Annotated in this window: 17 protein-coding genes and 1 tRNA gene; 8 read left to right on the top strand and 10 right to left on the bottom strand. The window is 31.0% G+C overall.

Going from position 1 to position 20,122, the window contains the following annotated elements:
• Window positions 1–5: 5 nt before the first annotated feature.
• Window positions 6–2,669 (top strand): DEAD/DEAH box helicase, encoded by a 2,664-nt coding sequence (locus C4S75_RS08150; protein ID WP_105297802.1) that lies wholly within the window; start codon window positions 6–8, stop codon window positions 2,667–2,669.
• A gap of 953 nt (window positions 2,670–3,622) precedes the next feature.
• On the opposite strand, the gene C4S75_RS08145 is transcribed toward C4S75_RS08150, so the two are convergent.
• From C4S75_RS08145 to C4S75_RS08125, 5 genes are all read right to left on the bottom strand, one after another.
• Window positions 3,623–3,698: transfer RNA gene (locus C4S75_RS08145), tRNA-Met, on the bottom strand.
• 393 nt (window positions 3,699–4,091) lie between these two features.
• Window positions 4,092–4,772, bottom strand: coding sequence for a hypothetical protein (locus tag C4S75_RS08140; protein WP_105297801.1), 681 nt, complete (start codon window positions 4,770–4,772; stop codon window positions 4,092–4,094).
• Window positions 4,773–4,865: 93 nt separating this feature from the next.
• A complete protein-coding gene (gene lpxK / locus C4S75_RS08135; RefSeq protein WP_105297800.1) occupies window positions 4,866–5,882 on the bottom strand; it encodes a tetraacyldisaccharide 4'-kinase in 1,017 nt (338 codons plus the stop codon).
• A 28-nt stretch (window positions 5,883–5,910) separates the two neighbouring features.
• On the bottom strand, window positions 5,911–6,936 hold the full coding sequence (gene murB, locus C4S75_RS08130; RefSeq protein WP_105297799.1) for a UDP-N-acetylmuramate dehydrogenase: 1,026 nt from the start codon (window positions 6,934–6,936) through the stop codon (window positions 5,911–5,913).
• Window positions 6,933–8,132, bottom strand: coding sequence for a pyridoxal phosphate-dependent aminotransferase (locus C4S75_RS08125; protein ID WP_105297798.1), 1,200 nt, complete (start codon window positions 8,130–8,132; stop codon window positions 6,933–6,935). The genes murB and C4S75_RS08125 overlap by 4 nt, the downstream gene beginning before the upstream one ends.
• Window positions 8,133–8,366: 234 nt before the next feature.
• Here C4S75_RS08125 and C4S75_RS08120 point away from each other — a divergent pair, with 234 nt between their 5' ends.
• The 3 genes from C4S75_RS08120 to C4S75_RS08110 all read left to right on the top strand — a co-directional run bounded on the left by C4S75_RS08120 (window position 8,367) and on the right by C4S75_RS08110 (window position 9,438).
• On the top strand, window positions 8,367–8,648 hold the full coding sequence (locus C4S75_RS08120) for a YtxH domain-containing protein (protein ID WP_221404068.1): 282 nt from the start codon (window positions 8,367–8,369) through the stop codon (window positions 8,646–8,648).
• Between the two features lie 69 nt (window positions 8,649–8,717).
• Window positions 8,718–9,056: a phage holin family protein gene (locus C4S75_RS08115; RefSeq protein WP_105297797.1), complete on the top strand. Its 339-nt coding sequence runs from the start codon at window positions 8,718–8,720 to the stop codon at window positions 9,054–9,056.
• Window positions 9,043–9,438, top strand: a complete 396-nt coding sequence (locus C4S75_RS08110; protein ID WP_105297796.1) for a hypothetical protein — start codon at window positions 9,043–9,045, stop codon at window positions 9,436–9,438. The genes C4S75_RS08115 and C4S75_RS08110 overlap by 14 nt, the downstream gene beginning before the upstream one ends.
• 105 nt (window positions 9,439–9,543) lie before the next feature.
• Here the strand turns inward: C4S75_RS08110 and C4S75_RS08105 are convergent, their stop codons facing one another.
• The 5 genes from C4S75_RS08105 to C4S75_RS08085 form a co-directional block, all read right to left on the bottom strand.
• Window positions 9,544–9,816: an HU family DNA-binding protein gene (locus C4S75_RS08105; RefSeq protein WP_105297795.1), complete on the bottom strand. Its 273-nt coding sequence runs from the start codon at window positions 9,814–9,816 to the stop codon at window positions 9,544–9,546.
• A 153-nt stretch (window positions 9,817–9,969) separates the two neighbouring features.
• A complete protein-coding gene (locus tag C4S75_RS08100) occupies window positions 9,970–11,025 on the bottom strand; it encodes a diphosphomevalonate/mevalonate 3,5-bisphosphate decarboxylase family protein (RefSeq protein ID WP_185116744.1) in 1,056 nt (351 codons plus the stop codon).
• Window positions 11,018–12,031: an SDR family oxidoreductase gene (locus C4S75_RS08095; RefSeq protein ID WP_105297794.1), complete on the bottom strand. Its 1,014-nt coding sequence runs from the start codon at window positions 12,029–12,031 to the stop codon at window positions 11,018–11,020. Before C4S75_RS08095 ends, C4S75_RS08100 begins: the two co-directional genes overlap by 8 nt.
• A gap of 240 nt (window positions 12,032–12,271) precedes the next feature.
• Complete coding sequence (locus tag C4S75_RS08090) at window positions 12,272–13,276, bottom strand: acyltransferase family protein (RefSeq protein WP_105297793.1); 1,005 nt, start codon at window positions 13,274–13,276, stop codon at window positions 12,272–12,274.
• 248 nt (window positions 13,277–13,524) lie between these two features.
• Window positions 13,525–14,085, bottom strand: coding sequence for an AraC family transcriptional regulator (locus tag C4S75_RS08085; protein ID WP_105297792.1), 561 nt, complete (start codon window positions 14,083–14,085; stop codon window positions 13,525–13,527).
• Between the two features lie 132 nt (window positions 14,086–14,217).
• Between C4S75_RS08085 and rpe the strand changes: the two genes are divergently transcribed.
• The 4 genes from rpe (at window position 14,218) to odhB (ending at window position 20,094) form a co-directional block, all read left to right on the top strand.
• The gene (gene rpe, locus C4S75_RS08080; RefSeq protein ID WP_105297791.1) at window positions 14,218–14,871 is read left to right on the top strand and encodes a ribulose-phosphate 3-epimerase; all 654 of its coding nucleotides are present in this window, start codon (window positions 14,218–14,220) and stop codon (window positions 14,869–14,871) included.
• A gap of 17 nt (window positions 14,872–14,888) precedes the next feature.
• Window positions 14,889–15,767 carry a diacylglycerol kinase family protein gene (locus C4S75_RS08075; protein WP_105297790.1) on the top strand — a complete coding sequence of 293 codons (879 nt, stop codon included), beginning with the start codon at window positions 14,889–14,891 and terminating at the stop codon, window positions 15,765–15,767.
• A gap of 315 nt (window positions 15,768–16,082) precedes the next feature.
• Window positions 16,083–18,845 (top strand): 2-oxoglutarate dehydrogenase E1 component, encoded by a 2,763-nt coding sequence (locus tag C4S75_RS08070; protein WP_105297789.1) that lies wholly within the window; start codon window positions 16,083–16,085, stop codon window positions 18,843–18,845.
• Window positions 18,846–18,873: 28 nt separating this feature from the next.
• A complete protein-coding gene (odhB, locus tag C4S75_RS08065; protein ID WP_105297788.1) occupies window positions 18,874–20,094 on the top strand; it encodes a 2-oxoglutarate dehydrogenase complex dihydrolipoyllysine-residue succinyltransferase in 1,221 nt (406 codons plus the stop codon).
• Window positions 20,095–20,122: the final 28 nt, after the last annotated feature.

The raw sequence follows: 20,122 nt of genomic DNA, 5'->3' as shown, positions 1-20,122 counted from the left end.
CCTTTATGGAATTAAAACCCTACCAACAAAAAGTAATAACCGATTTAGAAAACTATTTGAGTTATCTGGAAGAATGTAGCTCTCCGGCACAGGCATTTAATGAATACTGGAAAGATAAACTGGGAGAATATACCGTAAAATTAGACGGTTCTATCACCGGAAAGCGACCGTATAAAGATACCATTCCCGGAGCGGCTCATATTGCGATAAAAGTACCTACTGCCGGCGGAAAAACCTTTATTGCCTGTAATGCCTTAAAAAGTATTAACACTTATTTTAACAAAGGAAATCCAAAGGCCGTGGTTTGGCTGGTACCCTGGTCTAACCTGTTGCAACAAACGGTGGGTAATTTATCCAACTCTTCTCATCCGTACCGCCAAAAACTCAATACTCTCTTTAACGGAAGAGTAGAGGTATACGGAAAAGAGCAACTATTGCAGGGAGCTAATTTTAATCCTTCCTCAGCACTGGAGCAATTAAATATTTTTGTTTTCAATTTTAGCAGTTTACGAATAAATAAAGCCAACAAGGAAGATCGTAAAATATATCAGGAAAATGGTGCCTTAGAATCCTTTGCCGACACTCTTATTGATGAAGAAGTAGTATTGGAAGGAACCGACAGAACGGCTCTGATTAATGTAATAAGAAGCCTGAATCCGGTGGTTATAGTAGATGAAAGTCATAATGCAGAGAGCGATTTAAGCGTGGAAATGCTAAACAATTTAAACCCTTCTTTGGTTTTGGATTTAACAGCCACCCCCAAATCGAACAGTAATATTATCAGTTTTGTAAATGCAGTAGAGCTGAAAAAAGAACACATGGTAAAACTTCCGGTAATTGTGTACAATCACCACCGGAAAGAAGAGGTGATTAGCAGTGCCTTACAATTACAACGACAATTAGAATTACTGGCACAAGAAGAAGAAAAACAGAAGGGCAAATACATACGCCCGATTATTTTATTTCAGGCCCAATCCAATATTAAAGGAAAAGATAATACCACTTTTCAGAATATAAAAGAAAAACTAATTCGCTTAGGTATACCAGAAGAACAAATCAAAATAAAAGTCAGCGGAATTGATGAACTAAAAGGAATAGACTTAACTTCCAAAGATTGTCCTGTGCGGTACATTATTACTATTAATGCATTAAAAGAAGGTTGGGATTGTCCCAATGCCTATATTTTGGCTTCTTTGGCAGATAAATCTTCCGCAGTAGATGTAGAACAGATTTTAGGGCGTATTTTACGTCAACCCTATGTAACCCAACACTCGAAAACTCTTCTAAACCTTTCCTTTGTTCTTACGGCTTCTGCTAAATTTAAAGAAACGCTGGATAAAATTGTAAAAGGATTGCAGGATTCCGGCTTTAGTAAAGATGATTATTACGCAACTGATACCCAACAAGAAGAAGAGCTTACAGACAATGATATTTTAAAGCAGGAATTGCTTTCTGTTGATACACCGGAAACCACCTCTTCAGATGATGATTTTGCAATTGAAAAAATAGAGTATATTCCGTTAAATGATAACGGAATTGTTTCGAAAGTAACAGATAATAGTATTGTTCAGCAAATAACCGAAAAAGCGATAACTGAAGGAAAAGAATTTGAACAAAAACTTACAAATACCGATGAGGACGATGACACCTATCTTATACAAGCAATGGGAGGAACAGTGAAAACCTATAAAATAAATGAAGAATATATTGCCGGTAATATGAAATTACCTCAGTTTTTTAAAAAATCTCCAGTAGAAGATTTGAATGCAATTCTTTTTAAAGAATTGAAAGAAAATGAAATTTTTCTTAGTAAAAACAGTCTCTTAGAAGGATTTGTCTTAGCCACTCAGGATACACAGATTGACTTCAAAATCTCTGCCGATATTTATAAAACAGATATAGATGAACGAACAGGAACCGTTAAAACGGAAAAAATAGTAACCCGGGAAAAAGAATTGTTACTCAACGCCATACTCAACACTCCGAAAGAAGGACGAATAAGACAGATAAGTAGTTTAATAGTTAGAAAACTGGGAGATCAGAGCCCTATCTCTCAGCAGGATTTAACCAAATATGTAAACAAAATTTTTGAAAACATTACCAATACGGAACAAATTAGAGATATAGTTACTAACGTATATATATACATAGTAAAAATAAAAGAAAAAATAAATAAATTAACCGATGTCTATTCCCGTGAAAGTTTTAACCGATTACTAGATACCAACCAGATTATTACTAAAGAAAGTTGGAGCTTTCCTAAGCAGGTAAACCTGGTAGAACCTAGCAGTCCAATCATTAAATCCTTATATGAACAGGAAGAGAAAATGAATAAGTCAGAGCATAAAATCATTATGGAAGTAGCCGCTTTAGAAAATGTAAAGTTCTGGCATCGGAATTTAGAGCGAAAGAAAGGTTTTTTTCTGAACGGATATAACAAAAACCATTACCCGGATTTTATCATTTGTACCGAAAAGAATAATCTGATTTTATTAGAAGTAAAAGGAGATCATTTAAATAATGAAGATAGTAAAAATAAAAATTTATTAGGTAAAAAATGGGCTGAAAAAGCAGGTGAAAAATATAAGTATTTTATGGCTTTCGAATCAGTTCAAGTACCAGATACTTATACTTTCAGAACAATTACTGAAGTAATAAAAAGTTTATAATAAAAAGTAAACGTAAAACCTGAAAACTAAAATCTATGAAAGAATCAGCATCTATACTCAAATCACGTAATCAATTTGTTATTCCAATATACCAACGTATTTATAACTAAATATTGGAACATTGTCAAGAATTATTTAAAAATATTTTAAGTATTGGATGAAAATATACCAGTTGACACTTTATGGAGTTTGTGATCTATTTTCAGGAAAGCATTCTTACCATTTCGGGTATATCCCAATTATGAATAATAGATGGTCAACAGCGATTTACCAATGTTTCAATACTTTTTGCAGCTCTGCCAATTTATCAAAGAGAATAAGACTTATATAGAAAATACTTCTTATAAAATACCTACAAAACTATAATGTGTTTTATAATGATGAAGACAATGAATAACGATTTAAATTATTACTTATAAAAAAGGATAAGTAAACCTATTTAAACAATATAAAAGGAGTAGATATTTTCGAAAATTATTCACTTTGTTTATTGGAAAATATATAATTTTTAAAAAAGAGATTAATTTTATAAATGTAGTACAAAATTATAATAGCTTTTTATTCTTACTTATCGTGAATATAGCCTTAGAATAAAACTAAGACAATCGCCAGCTTATTTTTGAAAGTCTGATCTTATAAGAAATTATATATTTATTGAGCGTAAAATAGTTAAACTAATCAATAATAATATTGATAAATTTAAGCTATATTTTGCAATTATATACTTTTTTTTAAAATGAGCATTGTGATCTAATGAATCAAATTAATAAATATAGTGTTGATTTTTTAAGATTTTTTTGGACAATAAAGCTATTTATAAATAATAATTTTTTAGTTTTTATTGATAAATGATTTTAAAACTAATAAAGTATAATTTTTTTTTTTAATTGAATTTGCTAATAATTAACTAAATAAAAAAAAGAGAATCAATATACTTGATTCTCTTTTAAACTTGGTAGCGGGAACAGGACTCGAACCTGTGGCCTTCGGGTTATGAGCCCGACGAGCTACCTACTGCTCCATCCCGCGGTGTTTGTGAGTGCAAATATACAACAAATTTATTACAATGCAAGTTTTATTTAAAAATTTTCAGGTAAAAAGTAAATTTTTTACAATTAAATAGAATTTATCTTGATAAAATAGATAGTCCGTATCAAAACTAGCTGAATTATAAGTAACTCTATCAACCCTTTATACACATAAGAGTTGAAAACGTTACATAACTTATTTAAAAAAGATTTAGTAGAAAAGATTGATAGATTTATAATTAATTTTAGGTATTTAAGAATAATGAACGAAGAAGGCATTTAATTTTTAAGACTTTGCAATTAAAATCAGTTTGTAAATAAATTAAACAAGAATATAAATTTAAAATTTCTCGATTTTATATTTTTTTAATTAATAAAAGAAACATTATTTGCTCTACAAGGACTTTTGCAAAGCCTCAAACTCATCCCATCGATTTGTTGCTGCCAGTTCAGCAAGTTGTGGCCAATGGCTTGGATTGTGTATACGATAGGAAGCTCCTTCATAAAGCTCAAGAATATTTTTCAATGAATCCACAGATTGTTGAGAAAGTTGTTCCCAAGTATAAATGCCGCTTTCATTTAAAAAGAATTCAATACGTTCACCAATACCTTCAATTATTTTTAAATCATCTTTTTTAATGGGCGTATTTTCTTTATTTTCTTCATCAACAATACCGTTTTCAGTAGCAGAGAGGGTAGAGGTGTTTTCAAGCGTCTCTATGGGTCTTCTTCTGATTTTTCCACCGGTATATAAAACCTTCATAGTTTCAATTTTATCAATATGCGTGGCAATTTCATTTTTCAATTGCTCATTCTCTTTTTCAATATCCGTAAAATATTTTTCCTCTTTTTTACCAAACAATAAACCTATAAAATAAAAAAGAAAAGCTGTGATCAATAAAGGTACAAATACCACAGAAACAGCTTTAAAAAAAGCTTTAGTATTCGGGTCATTACTGCTTAAATTTAATTTGCTTAAATCCAGATTTTCAATCCATATATACCAATAACTTGCCCCTAAAATCCATATTATTCCTGTAATAAGAAAAACCCAAAATAATATCTTTTTATTCATGTAAAGGTAATTTAATGTTAAAATTTTGTGATAAAGATAAGGAAATCCATTCAAATATAGATAAATATCTATTTCAAAGATGAGGACATCTCATTATCCTGCGAATTTCGTTAGTAATTTTTTAAACTCTTCCGGTCTGTCTAATTTTATATTAATAGGAAGATAAAAAAGAATATCTTGCAGTTGTTGAAAATGTTTTAATCGCATAAAGTCTTTTTCAGTAGTTAAAATGACTGCTTTACCATCTAATTTTTGATAAGCTTTTTCAATTTCCACAATATCCGCTTCGGAAAAATTATGATGATCTTTAAATTGTAAATGAGTAACCGATGAAAATTTCTTTTCAGCAAATTCCAATATATCCTGATATTTGGCTATTCCTGTTACTAACAGGATCTGATAAGAAAGCAGATCATCAATAGGTAAAGTTAAAGTTGAAGAGATTACCTGTTTTTCATATATGATCGTTGAAAAAAACAAAGATTGATAGGGTTGTAATTTTAATTTTCTTTCAATGGTCTTTTTATTTTCTTCATCTAGATTTTCGGGACATTTGGTAACAACAACTATTTGTGCCCTTTTAGCACCATATCTGCCTTCACGTAAACGTCCCACAGGTAAAATATGATCTTCATAATAGGGACGACTGTAATCTGTTAAAAGAATATTCAATCCCGCCTTTACATACCGATGTTGAAAAGCATCATCTAAAATAAAAAGATCAGGATTAAAATCCTTGATTAAATTGTCGATTCCATGGGCTCTTTTTTCGTCTACTCCTACAATTATTTTGTTTTTAAAACGTAAAAAAAATTGCATGGGTTCATCACCAATATCTTCATAACTGGTAGTATAATTTGCAAAATGGAAACCTTTGGATTTCCTGCCATAGCCTCGGCTCAAAACGCCGATAAGATGAGTATCTTTCAACAATCCGATTAAATATATAACGAAAGGTGATTTACCCGTTCCTCCAACGCTTAAATTTCCTACGGTGATAATCGGTTTTTTGTAACTTTTTGAATGTAAAAGTCCCCAATCAAAAAATTTATTTCTAATATAAGTAACCAGCCAATACAAACCGGCAAAGGGATAAAGGAATATCTTCATATTTTAATAAGGAGGCAAAAATATAAATTTATAAGATGATATTTACTTCTCGTTCTAATTGAATATTAAAAATTTTATTAACATCTTCAATTATAGAGTTTGATAGTGATAAAATTTCTTCTCCGCCGGCATTATGCAGATTGACTAATACCAACGGTTGTTTTTCGTGTACACCCACGTTTCCGATTTTTTTGCCTTTCCAACCGGCATTTTCAATTAACCACGCAGCAGGAATCTTAACCCTAGTATCGGAAATGGTATAAAAAGGTATATTGGGGTAATTTTCTTGAATTTTAGTTAATTGATCGATTGTTATAATCGGATTTTTAAAAAAGCTTCCTGCATTTCCCAAAAGTGAGGGATCAGGAAGTTTACGTTTACGGGTAGCTATAATTTGATTTCTTACATCTAGCAAAGAGGGTTCAGAAATATTTTTTTTAATAAGTTCTTCTTTTATATCTCCATATGAGAGTTTAAGTTTATGTTTTTTAGTGGTTAATCGAAAAGTAACTTCAATAATGGCATATTTATTTTTTCCTTCATTCTTAAAAAAAGATTCTCTATATCCGAATTTACAATCTTCAGAAGAAAAAATCTCTATTTCACGGGATTTTAGATTAAGAGCTTTCAGTTGATAAAAAGAATCTTTCATTTCAACTCCATAAGCTCCGATATTCTGTATAGGAGAGGTTCCAACATTACCAGGAATAAAAGATAAATTTTCCAATCCTCCGTAATTTTTAGCTACACAATAGCTCACAAAAGAATCCCAATTTTCTCCGGCCATAGCAGATACGAATACATGATTCTCATCGTTACCCGGCCTTTCTTGAATTCCCTTTAAATTAACTTGTATAACTAATCCATGAAATGCTCTAGTAAATAGGATATTGCTTCCTCCTCCTATAAATAATACAGGTAAATTTTGATTCTCAGAAAAATTTAAAGCCTCGTTGAGCTCCTCGAGTGTAGATATTTCCGTAAAAAAATTACAAAGCGCAGGTACTTGAAAAGTCGTAAATTTTTTGATATCCTTATTTTCCTGAACTATCATTGAAGTGAATTATATTTTTCTAAACCTTTTTTGATAATTTTTATGGATTGGGCAATGTCATCTTTATTGATTACATAAGCAAGTCTAACCTGTTTTTTGCCATGTTCTTGGTTGGAGTAAAAACCTTGTGCAGGGGTTAGCATAACCGTACCGTTCTCATACTCAAAGTCTTTTAACATCCATAAACAAAAATCCTCAGCATTATCAACCGGCAATTCTACAGTACAATAAAAAGATCCTTTGGGATTGGGACAAATTACCCCCGGGATTTCATTTAGTAATTTTACCAATAAGTCCCGTCTTTCCGAATATTCTTTTCTTACGTTTTCAATGTACGAAAGAGGTTGTTTGTGTGCGGCATTGGCAATAATCTGTCCAATTAAAGAAGGACTCAAACGAGCTTGGGCAAATTTTAAAGCTATTTCCAAAAATTTTGTATTTCTGGTAACTAAAAAACCGCAACGGATTCCACAAAGGCTGTAACGTTTGGATTCGGAATCTACAACAATCACATTGTCTTTAAGTTCAGGAAAATCCAATACGGAATGAAATGGTAAACCATCGTATACATATTCTCTGTATACCTCATCGGATATAAGGAATATATCGTGTTTAATTGCTATATCTGCCAATTTTTGCAATTCTTCTCTTGAATAAAGGTAACCCGTGGGATTACTTGGATTGGTAATGAGAATTGCACGGGTTTTGGGTGTAATTACTTCTTCGAATTTTTCAATATCGGGTAATGAAAATCCGGTATCAATAGTTGAAACAATGGGAACTATAGTAACACCAATAGATTCTGCAAAACTGTAATAATTTGCATAAAACGGTTCAGGAACAATAATTTCATCTCCCTGGTCGCATAAGCAACTTAAAGAAAAAGAAAGGGCTTCAGACCCCCCGTTGGTAATAATAAAATTGTCTCTGGTTAAGTCATTGAATCCTAACGAGTGATAATAATCTTTTAGTGTTTCTCTATAATCAAATTTTCCTTCAGAAGGAGTATACGCATAAATATCAATATCAATATTTTTTAAAACATCGATGGAAGTTTGCGGGGATTTGATATCCGGCTGTCCGATATTCAAATGGTATACATGTAACCCTTTTTCCTTTGCTTTAACTGCATAAGGAGCTAGTTTCCTAATAGGAGACTCAGGCATATTTAAACCTCGTGAAGAGAACTTTGGCATAATTTTTTATGTTGTTTTGGAAATTACAAATTTATTGAGTAAATTTGTTTAAGGCAACAAAATTAAAAATAAGTTTTAAATTTTTAATTATTATAGTTTAAGCATATTGTATAAATAGTAAATTTATTTAAATGATAAGCTAGATAATTGATAATCTTAGTTGTTTTTTCTTGTCTTAAGTAAAGTGTGAAAATTCTAAAAATAACATTATAATAATATTTAATAGTAATTAGTATGGGAAATAAAAATGCTCAAAATGTTTTAACCGGTATGGTATTAGGAGCTGTTGCCGGATTTCTTGCCGGTGTGTTAATTGCTCCTGATAAAGGTAAAAACACCCGTAAAAAAATAAAAAGAAAAGCAGAAGATTTGGGGGAAAGTCTTAAGGATTCTTATCATAAATATAAAGATGAATTAAAGGAGGGGTATGATAAGTATAAAAAAGAGTTTAATAGAAAAAAAGATGAGACAATTGATCATCTCACGGAGGAATACGATGAGTTGACCAAAAAATAATTACTGAAAATTTAAAAGAGTCTGTTTTAATGACTCTTTTTTAGTTTTATCACTATATTTTAATAACTTATGTTAGGTTTTGTAAAAAAATATATCAATAATAGAATCGAACTTCTTAAATTGGAATTGACTGAGACTATTTCCGGTTTGTTGAGCATAGTAATTTTCATCATTATTGTTTTCAGCTTAGGACTGATGTTCATATTTTTAGCCAGTATTGCTCTGGGAGTAATGCTTGGAACTCATTTTAATAATATGGGATTAGGCATTTTAATTATTTCTTGTATCTATCTCATCATTTTTATGATTCTTCTTTCCAATTATTCGAAAATCAAAAAATTTATTGAAAGGAAAATTATTGAATTACATTTAAATGTAAAAGAAAATGAACTTAATGACAAAAACTAACGGAAGATATACGTACGAAGATTTTTTATTACGTAAACGTGTATTAAAAGATGAGATTTCTGATATGGAGAATAAACTCTCTTTAAGTCATTTACCTGAAACCTTAGGTTTAGTTAATGATAATGTAAGAGACAAAGCATTTTCCTTTGTTTCTAATTCAAATCTCTTAAAGATGCTAATTAATTTTGGAATAGGTTTCGGAACTGAAAAAGTAATTTCAAGGTTTGTAAATAAGAAATCTTTATCAGGGAAATTGATCATGTTAGCTTCTTCTTATGTTGTTCCTATGGTCATTTCTAAAGGTAAGAATATTTTATCAACTATACGTAATAGAAATGAAGTTAAAGCTCTGAGGAATTTTAATGAAGATGACGAAATTTAAAAAGTAGTATTTTTTTAAATACGTGTCAAATTCATTACAAAATAAATAAAAAGGCTGTTATCATAACAGCCTTTAATTTTTTTAAACTTAATTAATTTAGTCTATCTAGTTAACTGCAGTGGATAATTCTGCACCTGCTTTAAATTTAGCAACTTTCTTAGCAGGAATTTTAATCTTAGCTTTTGTCTGAGGATTAATTCCTTCTCTTGCACTTCTTTTAGAAACAGAAAAAGTTCCAAAACCTACAAGAGTAACTTTGTCTCCTTTTTTTAATGCTTTGGTTACATTATTCAAAAATGAATCTAAAGCTTTTTTTGCTGCTGCTTTAGTAATATCAGCATCAGCTGCAATTGCATCAATTAATTCTGATTTGTTCATGATGATTTAATTTTAATAAGGTTATTTATCTTAATTTAACAAAGGTAATATTTTGTTTGATATATACAAGCAAATTCCCTCTTTTTTTCGTTCTTATAAAGAAGACTTTACATTTTTTTGTAAAGATTTAAACTGTTTTTTTATACCTTATGTTTAAAATAAAACCCGATCTAATATTATATTTCCATTTTCAGTATATTTAATAAGATCATTTTTTATAAAACTGGTAATCAGACCTTTTTCTTTTTCAGGATAAAGCAAATGTATATTAGCTCCGGCATCCAAAGTAAAATATAATTGAGCTTTAGAATCATGTCTGAATTTCCAAATTTTATCAATGATCGCCAATGTGTTTGGCTTAATTAAAATATAGGGCGGGGTAGAAGTCATCATCATGGCATGAAGTGTCAATGCTTCATGTTCAACTATTTTACCAAATTGTTCCCAATCTCCGGATTGAATCAAATCGCAAACTTCAGATAAATTTTTATTTGCTTCTTGGAAGCGTGTGGATGCATAGGGATGTCTTTTCATTAAACTATGGCCAACGGAGCTGCTCACTTGTTTAGATCCTTCATGGACCAATAAAATGGTATCTTGAATTTCTTTAAATATAGGAGCTATTTCATAGGGAAAAGGAATAGCATATAAATCGGAACTGGAAGGTATATTTGGGCTTTTACCCCATACAGCCAATCCCTTGTAAATTGATCTGCATGCACTTCCGGAACCTAATCTAGCCAAAAAAGAAGCTTTTCTTAACGTAAACTCTTCAGAATTTTTCTCTCCCAATAATTCGCTCATATTCATAAGACATAAGGCCAAAGCACCAAATCCGGATGCAGATGAAGCAATTCCACTACTGTGAGGAAAAGAGTTTTTTGTATGTATGGTGTATGAATATTGGTCAATGAATGGTAAATATTTTTTTATAGATAGAAAATAGGTATGAATTTTTGCTGCGAAATTTTCTTGAATTTGGTCTTCAAGATATACTTTTACCGAAAAGGTATCGGATTTTTGAAATTGGATTGAAGTTTCCGTAAAACTTTCGGTAAGTGTGTAACTTATGGATGGATTAGCAGGTAATTGTAAATCATATTTACCCCAATATTTAACTAATGCTATATTCGAACTGCATTTAGCGTTCACTTCTCCATTTTCTATATTTTTATACGTTTCAGATGGAATAAAATTTTCCTCAATCATTACTTAATTTTTTATATTGTAGATAATTTTTAGCGTGAAATTTTAACGAATCTTGAATAGGTATGAATGCATAAGATAATAATTTTTTTATCTTGTCGTTGGAATAGGTGTTTTGAGAAGTCAATGCTAAATAAACAGGCTTACTTAACGTTTTCTTACCGGGTAAAAACCGAGACAATACGGATATCCTTTTTAACAATGAATTAGATATTTTAACAGGAGGTTTCCTCTTCAATTCTTTTCTTAACAGGCACATGAGGTTTTTATACGATATGTTGTCTGCTGTTAAAATAAATTTTTCATTACTAATTGAAGGATCATCCATAAGTCGTATACAAATATCGGCGACATCCGAAGCATCAATACATCCGGTAATCCCCGAAGTATAATAGGCTCGATCTGCATATGCCTGATCATAGAGTAATCCATTGCCTCGTTTCCAATTTCCGGAACCTAATACGATACCCGGAAATACAACTAACACATGTAATCCTTCTTGAGAACCTCTCCACACTTCCATTTCAGCTCCGTATTTCGAGCACGCATAGGAAGAATGATTGAATTTAAAATTCCACTCAGCATTTTCATTAATTGAGGAATCTTCTAAATTGGGGTCTAAGGTGGCAATTGAACTTATATAACAAAATTTATCTATTTTATGATTAATAGATAAATTAACCATATTTTGAGTTCCTTCAATATTTATCTTGCGTAATTCTTTTTTATCTTTTTCATCAAAACTAACCTTTCCGGCAACATGATATACTTTTGTTACATCTGTAAAAGCTTCGTCCAGAGAGATAATATCAAGAATATCCCCTTTAATCCATTGTAAAGAATCATATAATTCTTTAAATCTTTCCGGTTCGTATAATTTAAACAAGTTGAAAACTTCTTGTTTAGAATCTTCCGATCTATATAAAGCTTTAACTTGGTTACCTTTTTCGGCTAACTTTAATAAAAGATAGCTTCCTACTAAGCCCGTACCTCCTGTAACTAATATCATAATGGATTGCTAAATTACAGCTTTTTAATTTTATTTATTAGTGAAATTAGCTTAAGTTTTGAAAATATACAGTAGGTAGTTTGAATAAAAAAATAAGCTTATTATTTATCAAATACACAATTTAATAAATTAAATAATATACAAGTAAATTGCTTATTAATAAATTATCTCTAAAAGTATGAGTATTTACAAAAAAGGGTGTATAACAAAAAAAATGCCTGTATTAAACAGGCAATTTTTTTATTTTTTTTGAAAAAACATTATTGGACTCATCCAATATTGGATCGGTTTTGTTTCCGATAAGTATAAACTTATAAAGGTTATAACCATTGATAGTGGAAAATCAAAAAGAATCGGGTAGGTAATATCTAAAGGAGGAAGTAAATACATTCGGATACCCGCTATTATAAAAATAACACAAGGATGCACCAAAAATATTCCCAACGAATATTTACCTAATTTATAAAATCGGTCAGTTGCTAAATTGATTACGCAAGTAATACTTATCATACTAATTAAATAGAAAGATGCTCTATATAAAAATCCCTGTAAAAGAGTCGGATAAGTACTTTTATAAGATCCTTCCCCAAAAGTAGCCATCACAAAATAAAAAAGGTTTTTATAAAAGAATAAACCGGTGAATATGGCTAATAAAATAACAACGGGTATAATAGGATTAACTTTTCTGATTTTATTGAACATTTGTTCATTGCAATAATAACCTAAAACAAAGTACGGAAAGAAGGTTATTACTCTGAAGGCATTTAACTGGATATCTATAAAGCCAAACAGTAAAGGTATAATCAGTGATAAACTAAACACTAATGGGAATTTTAAGTTAAACTTAGCGATATAGTAAACAAGTAGTCTCCAAACTAATAGACCAACCACATACCAAAGCCCTCCATAAGGAAGAATGAAAATCGAAATAATTTTTTGAATAATATTAAATTGATCTGCAGGAAGGGTTACTGCTTGTACGGTTATGAAAGGGATGGAATAAGTTAGCTGTGCGGCTAAGTAGGTGAGTCCTAAAGATTTAAATGACTTGGTGTATTTATCCCACGTGATGTTTTTTGAAAAATAGCCGGATATAAATATAAAAAGAGGCATGGTAAAAGTAGAGAGAAAGCTAACTAAAACAGCTGTTCCTCTATCTTTGTAAAGGTTTTCGGTAGTATGAGCATATACTACAAAACAAACTAATATAAATTTCAAAGAGTCAAAGGTCTTATTCCTGTTCATTGTTAAAAAGCAATTAAATTAACGATGACAAAACTATAAATATAATAGTAAAAGTCCAAATTAATATGTATATTATAAAAAATTTTATTTCATGTCTAAAATTTTATATGAAATTGAATAAAAATAGATATATATCATAAATTTAATATCTTATAACCATAAACTTTAGTAAATCATTTTATATTTATATGCTAAAATAATATAATATTTAAATAAATAAATTAATATATAATAAGAAATGGAAAATATTATATTATTTTATCTATGCTTTTTCTTGTTTTTATTTTTTGAGCTTTAAATTGAGAGGGTGTTTGTCCGGTAACTTTTTTAAATTGTGCAGAAAGGTGAGCAACGCTGCTGTAGCCCAACTTATAAGAAATTTCCGATAAATTCAATTCCTCATAAGACAACAGTTCTTTTACGGTTTCTATTTTTTGTAGAATGATATAATGTTCAATGGTAATGCCTTCTGAAGAAGAAAAAAGTTTGCTTAAATAAGAATAGTCTTTGTTTAATTTTTGGGATAATAACTCAGAATAAGTTATCGATGGTACTGTATGTTCTCGGATCTGTGAAATTAACAGAGATTTAATCTTTTCAATTATTTTTTGATTAGAATCACTAATAAGCTCGAACCCCAGCTTTTCTAATTTATCACTAAAAATATGCTCCTTTTCTTTGCTCAATTCCTCATTTAAAATAACCATTCCAAGCCTAACAATAACCGGCTTAATATGAATTTCTTTTAAAATTTCCTCAACCGCAAAAATACAGCGATCACAAACCATATTTTTAATATATAAATTCATAAGTGAAATTTTATACAAATGTAATGCCTAAAATTCTTTCTGTAAGGAGAAAGGTAGTATGTCGCACTGATTTGTTCGGCTAAATTCCAATATCGATTAGTAAATAGTTTTTTATAAATTTGTATAAAAAAAATGGCACTACTAGCACCTTCCATCCTTTCAGCAAACTTTGGGAATTTAGATAAGGATATTGAAATGATCAATTCGAGCGAAGCCGATTGGTTTCATATAGATATCATGGATGGAGTATTTGTCCCTAATATTTCTTTCGGATTTCCGGTTTTAGAAGCTGTTAATAAAAAAGCTAAAAAAATCAAAGATGCTCATTTAATGATTGTAAATCCGAGTCAATATTTTCAAACTTTTAAAAATTTAGGTATCGATTATATTACGGTTCATTATGAAGCCTGTATCCATTTACACCGGACAATTCAGGAAATTAAAAATTTAGGTATGAAAGCCGGAGTTGCATTGAATCCTCATACTAATATAAATTTACTGGATGATACTATCCAAGATTTGGATTTAGTATTAGTAATGACAGTAAATCCAGGGTTTGGAGGACAAAAATTTATTGAAAATTCATATAAAAAAATAGCCTCTTGTAAGGATTTAATTATACAAAAAAATTCCCAAGCATTAATACAAGTTGACGGAGGAGTCAGTCTGGAAAATGCTAAAAAGCTAACAGATGTCGGAGCTGATGTATTGGTTGCCGGAAGTAGCATTTTCAATGCGAAAGATCCCATTCAAATGATCAAAGATTTAAAAAATAGTACCAACTAAGTTCATATCCCATTAAAATGAAAGACAAAAAAATTCATTTTATAGTTAATCCTATTTCAGGTAAAGGATTAGGTAAGAAAGTAAAAAATAGGATAGAAGAACTTTTTGCAGACTATGATAAAGAAATCAAAGTAACAAGAAAAAAAGATGATGGATATAAATTTGCATTGCAATCCATTAAAGAAGGAGCCGACCTTATTGTAAGTTGTGGAGGCGACGGAACACTTAATGAAGTAGCTACTGCCTTACTTAATAAAGAAATCCCTTTAGCAATCGTTCCTATAGGTTCCGGAAATGGATTGGCCCGACATTTAGATATTCCTCTTACTTATGAAGAAGCTTTACAATCTTTGAAAACTTCCCAACATACTTGTAAAAAAATTGATTGTGGAAAGATTAATAATATATATTTCTTTAGTAATGCAGGTATAGGCTTTGATGCACATACTGTGAAAGAATATGCTCATCAAAAGAAAAGGCAATTAGCGGGATATGTTAAAAGTGCTATCGTAAGTGTTTTTAAATATAAGCCCATTCAGATTGATATGCATTCAGAAACGAAAAACTTCAAGGGAAAAGCCATGATGCTGAATATTTCTAACAGTAATTGTTTAGGATACGGGTTTTCCATTTCTCCCAAGGCTTCTTTGCAAGACGGTAAATTTGATGTTAATTTGATAACTGAATGTTCTTGGGGAACGTTTGGTTTAATCGGTATGGGATATTTATTAAATACTAATTTCGGAAGTAAGAAGAAAATATTTTTTAAATCCAATCAATTAGAAATTGAATTTGATGGAAAATATTTACAAATTGATGGAGAATATATACCCACAAATGCTAAAAAACTAACAGTTTCCTTATTACCTCAATCACTTAAAGTTTTAGTAGCTTAAATATAACCTATAAATTAATATTCTTAAAATAGTTTAAAGTCATTTCTAAAATATAGATAAATTCTAGAAATGTTAAAATTACAGCATAACTAAAATTTGGATGAATAGGATAGTTAATGAGGAATTTATATAGAATATTAATGTGTCAATACATATACAAACTAAAAATAAGAATCTTATTTTCAAAAAATAAATGTTCACTTACTACCAATAAATTTATAATATAAAAAATATTTACTTTGAAGATATTATCAAAATCAGTAGATTTGAACCTATACAGTAAATAAAATATACCCGTTTAAAGCAAAAAATAAAATGGACCAATTTTCATTTTTAAATGCAATCAATTCAGAATACATAGATGAGTTGTATCAAAAATATTTGAAATTTCCCGATAGCATAGAACCCAGCTGGAGAAGCTTTTTTCAAGGATTTGATTTTGCCCGAAAATCCTACAATGAAACATCTGAATATAATCAATATAGCGAAAAGGACTTTTCAAATGCAAAAGGAATTTCTGAAGATATCATAAGAGAATTTAAGATAATAAATTTAATAAACGGGTATCGAACAAGAGGTCATTTATTTACTAAAACCAATCCGGTCAGGCAAAGAAGAACCTATACTCCCGATTTAAGCATAGAAAATTTCGGACTTAGTGAGTCAGATTTATCCGTACCCGTCAACGGTAAAATTATAGGAATAGAAGGAGAATATACTTTAAAAGAAATAATAGATATACTTAATAAAGAATATTGCAGTTCCATTGGAATTGAATACATATATATTAGAAAACCTGAAGAAATCCGTTGGATTCAAAATTGGATAAAACAAAATTTTAATCAGCCCGTATTAGATGTAGAAGAAAAGAAAAGAATATTAAAAAAGCTTTCACATGCCGTTGCCTTTGAAAATTTCTTACATACAAAATTTGTCGGTCAAAAAAGATTTTCATTAGAAGGAGGAGAAACTTTAATTCCCGCTTTAGATGAAATAATTAACCATTCCTCAGAATTAGGAGTGGAAGAAATCGTAATCGGAATGGCCCATAGAGGAAGATTGAATGTTTTAGCCAACATATTTAATAAATCGTATTCGCAAATATTTAATGAGTTCGAGGGTAAAGATTATTCAGAAACTATTTTTTCAGGAGATGTAAAATATCATTTAGGATCATGTAATAATTATAAAACTAAAAAAGGTAAAACCGTTAAAATAAGTTTAGCTCCCAATCCTTCACATTTGGAAACCGTTGATGCCATAGTGGAAGGAATTGCGAGAGCAAAAACAGATCACGAGTATCAAGAAGATTACGGTAAAGTCATGCCTATACTAATCCATGGAGATGCAGCCATTGCAGCTCAAGGAATTGTATATGAAGTAATTCAAATGATGAACTTGGACGGCTATAAAACCGGAGGAACCATTCATATTGTAATTAATAATCAGGTAGGATTTACTACCAACTATTTAGACGCACGTTCCAGCACCTACTGTACAGACATAGCTAAAACGGTTTTATGTCCGGTATTGCATGTAAATGCAGATGATGCAGAAGCAGTTATTTATGCAGTACGATTTGCTTCGGATTACAGGAATACCTTTAATAAAGATGTTTTTATTGACCTTTTAGGGTATAGAAAATATGGACATAATGAGGGCGATGAACCTCGTTTTACACAGCCTCAATTATATAAAATAATTGAAAATCATCCGAATCCCAGAGAAATATATCGAGCAAAACTTGAAAAAGATGATATCATCACGCAAAAAATGGTGGCTGACGATGATGAAGAATACAGAAAGTTACTGGATAAAAATTTGGAAGATTCCAAAGAAATGGAACAAGCGACCGTAGAATTATTCATGCAGCAAGAATGGAAAGATTTTGAAAGAGTAGGAGCTGCCGAACTTTTAACACCTATAGACACTACTTTTCCATTGGAAAACTTGCGTACCATAGCGCATCAAATTACGGAAGTACCGGAAGGAAAAAACCTTTTTAATAAAACCAAACGTTTATTGAAACAAAGGCGGGATATGATTGATGTTACCCAAACCATAGATTGGGGGATGGCAGAATTATTGGCTTACGGTTCGCTGTTAACGGAAGGACATCATGTCCGATTATCCGGAGAGGATGTTGAACGAGGAACTTTTTCACACCGTCATGCAGTGATTAAAACGGAAGACACAGAAGAAGAAATCATCTTATTAAACAGCTTGAATACTAAAGCTAAATTCTATGTTTATAATTCCTTGCTGTCAGAATATGGGGTTTTAGGATTTGAATATGGATATGCCATGACTTCTCCTTTCTCGCTTACAATTTGGGAAGCCCAATTTGGAGATTTTGCCAACGGAGCACAAATTGTAATTGATCAATATATTTCTGCCGCTGAAGATAAATGGAAAATGCAAAACGGATTGGTTATGTTGCTTCCGCATGGTTTTGAAGGACAAGGAGCAGAACATTCTTCGGCGAGGATCGAACGATTCCTTTCTCTTTGTGCCAATGGAAATATGTATGTAGTGAATGCAACTACTCCGTCGAATTTATTTCATTCTTTAAGACGACAATTGAAAACTGATTATAGGAAACCGTTGATTGTTTTTTCTCCTAAAAGTTTACTAAGACATCCTCAAGTAGTGTCTACCCTGGAAGAACTAGCAGAAGGTGCCTTTGAAGAGGTAATCGATGATTCAAAAGCAACTAATATTGAAAAAATAACTCGTGTCGTTTTATGTTCAGGTAAATTATTCTATGAATTAGATAAGAAAAGAGAAGAACTAAAAGAGGAACGAGTGGCGTTGGTACGTATAGAACAACTCTATCCTTTACATTGGGATAAAATTCAACAAATATTACAAAAGTATTCTTTTCAAAAAGAGTTAATTTGGGCACAAGAAGAACCCGAAAATATGGGAGCTTGGTGGTACATACTCAAAGAATTTAGAAAATACAATATTGAAGGAATTTATACCTCCGAAAGCGGTTCTCCTTCACCGGGCTCACACAAACGATACGATAAAATACAAAAAAAATTAATCAATTCTGTGTTTGAAAATATAAAATAAACCATTAAAAAATAAAATATTTGAACTTATGATACTTGAAATGAAAGTTCCCTCTCCCGGGGAATCAATAACAGAAGTAGAAATTTCAACCTGGTTGGTTAAAGAGGGAGATTATGTTGTAAAAGATCAGGCTATTGCGGAAATAGACAGCGATAAAGCCACTTTAGACCTTCCGGCAGAAGCTTCCGGTAAAATATCTTTGAAAGCTCAAGAGGGAGATACAGTTCAGGTAGGACATATTATATGTTTAATTGACACGGATGCTGTAAATCCAATTCATGATAAAAAAGAAATAGCAACCAACGAAACAGAAGCAACTGTTTCTACTCATACATCGGAAAATTCTCAAGAAAGACCCGCCGATTCATATGTAAAAGGAACTTGTTCACCCGCGGCCAGAAAAATAGTTAAAGAAAAAAATATTTCTCCCGAAGATATTCAAGGAACCGGTAAAAATGGAAGAATAACAAAAAATGATGCGTTACAAGCAGTTCCATCTCTTGGTAATTCTACAGGAAATGGAGTCAGAACGTACCAATCAGTTAAATTATCGGCGCTTAGAAGAAAAGTAGCCGAAAGATTGGTAACCGTTAAAAATCAAACCGCCATGTTGACTACTTTTAATGAAGTGGACATGAGTGAAATTTATCGTATAAGGAATGAATATAAAGAGGCATTTAAAAATAAACACAATGTGAATTTAGGATTTATGTCTTTTTTTACCCTTGCTGTTGTAAGAGCATTGCAACTGTTTCCCGATGTTAACTCTATGATCGACGGAGAGAATAAAATAACCTATGATTTTCAAGACATAAGCATAGCTGTGTCCGGACCTAAAGGATTAATGGTTCCTGTACTTAGAAATGCGGAAACCATGACATTTAGAGGAGTAGAGCAAAATATAAAGATCCTTGCGGAAAAAGTGAGAGACGGAAGAATTACCGTGGATGAAATGACCGGAGGAACATTTACCATTACCAATGGAGGAGTTTTTGGTTCTATGTTATCTACCCCGATCATCAATCCACCACAAAGTGCAATTCTTGGAATGCACAACATAATTGAGCGGCCTATCGCAAAAAACAAACAAATTGTTATTGCTCCCATGATGTATGTTGCCCTTTCTTATGATCATAGAATTATCGATGGTAAAGAATCGGTTAGCTTTTTAGTGGCTGTGAAAGAAGCTCTTGAAAATCCATTGGAATTGTTGATGAATAATAACATAAATAAAGCATTAGAAATATAAAAATATACAACCGCTTTTAGCGGTTTTT

The organism is Apibacter sp. wkB309, from assembly GCF_002964915.1.
In the GTDB taxonomy this organism is placed as follows: Bacteria; Bacteroidota; Bacteroidia; order Flavobacteriales; family Weeksellaceae; genus Apibacter.
Note: the sequence above shows the minus strand (reverse complement) of the source record. Positions and strands in the feature narration are given on the sequence as shown.

Bases quoted from the DNA above. Each gene is read 5' to 3' on its own strand.
- C4S75_RS08100 (WP_185116744.1), bottom strand. From the start codon at position 11,025: ATGATTGAGGAAAATTTTATTCCATCTGAAACGTATAAAAATATAGAA.
- C4S75_RS08090 (WP_105297793.1), bottom strand. From the start codon at position 13,276: ATGAACAGGAATAAGACCTTTGACTCTTTGAAATTTATATTAGTTTGT.
- lpxK (WP_105297800.1), bottom strand. From the start codon at position 5,882: ATGAAGATATTCCTTTATCCCTTTGCCGGTTTGTATTGGCTGGTTACT.
- C4S75_RS08125 (WP_105297798.1), bottom strand. From the start codon at position 8,132: ATGCCAAAGTTCTCTTCACGAGGTTTAAATATGCCTGAGTCTCCTATT.
- C4S75_RS08120 (WP_221404068.1), top strand. From the start codon at position 8,367: ATGGGAAATAAAAATGCTCAAAATGTTTTAACCGGTATGGTATTAGGA.
- odhB (WP_105297788.1), top strand. From the start codon at position 18,874: ATGATACTTGAAATGAAAGTTCCCTCTCCCGGGGAATCAATAACAGAA.
- C4S75_RS08085 (WP_105297792.1), bottom strand. From the start codon at position 14,085: ATGAATTTATATATTAAAAATATGGTTTGTGATCGCTGTATTTTTGCG.
- C4S75_RS08150 (WP_105297802.1), top strand. From the start codon at position 6: ATGGAATTAAAACCCTACCAACAAAAAGTAATAACCGATTTAGAAAAC.
- C4S75_RS08105 (WP_105297795.1), bottom strand. From the start codon at position 9,816: ATGAACAAATCAGAATTAATTGATGCAATTGCAGCTGATGCTGATATT.
- C4S75_RS08075 (WP_105297790.1), top strand. From the start codon at position 14,889: ATGAAAGACAAAAAAATTCATTTTATAGTTAATCCTATTTCAGGTAAA.
- rpe (WP_105297791.1), top strand. From the start codon at position 14,218: ATGGCACTACTAGCACCTTCCATCCTTTCAGCAAACTTTGGGAATTTA.
- C4S75_RS08115 (WP_105297797.1), top strand. From the start codon at position 8,718: ATGTTAGGTTTTGTAAAAAAATATATCAATAATAGAATCGAACTTCTT.
- C4S75_RS08070 (WP_105297789.1), top strand. From the start codon at position 16,083: ATGGACCAATTTTCATTTTTAAATGCAATCAATTCAGAATACATAGAT.
- C4S75_RS08110 (WP_105297796.1), top strand. From the start codon at position 9,043: ATGACAAAAACTAACGGAAGATATACGTACGAAGATTTTTTATTACGT.
- C4S75_RS08140 (WP_105297801.1), bottom strand. From the start codon at position 4,772: ATGAATAAAAAGATATTATTTTGGGTTTTTCTTATTACAGGAATAATA.
- C4S75_RS08095 (WP_105297794.1), bottom strand. From the start codon at position 12,031: ATGATATTAGTTACAGGAGGTACGGGCTTAGTAGGAAGCTATCTTTTA.
- murB (WP_105297799.1), bottom strand. From the start codon at position 6,936: ATGATAGTTCAGGAAAATAAGGATATCAAAAAATTTACGACTTTTCAA.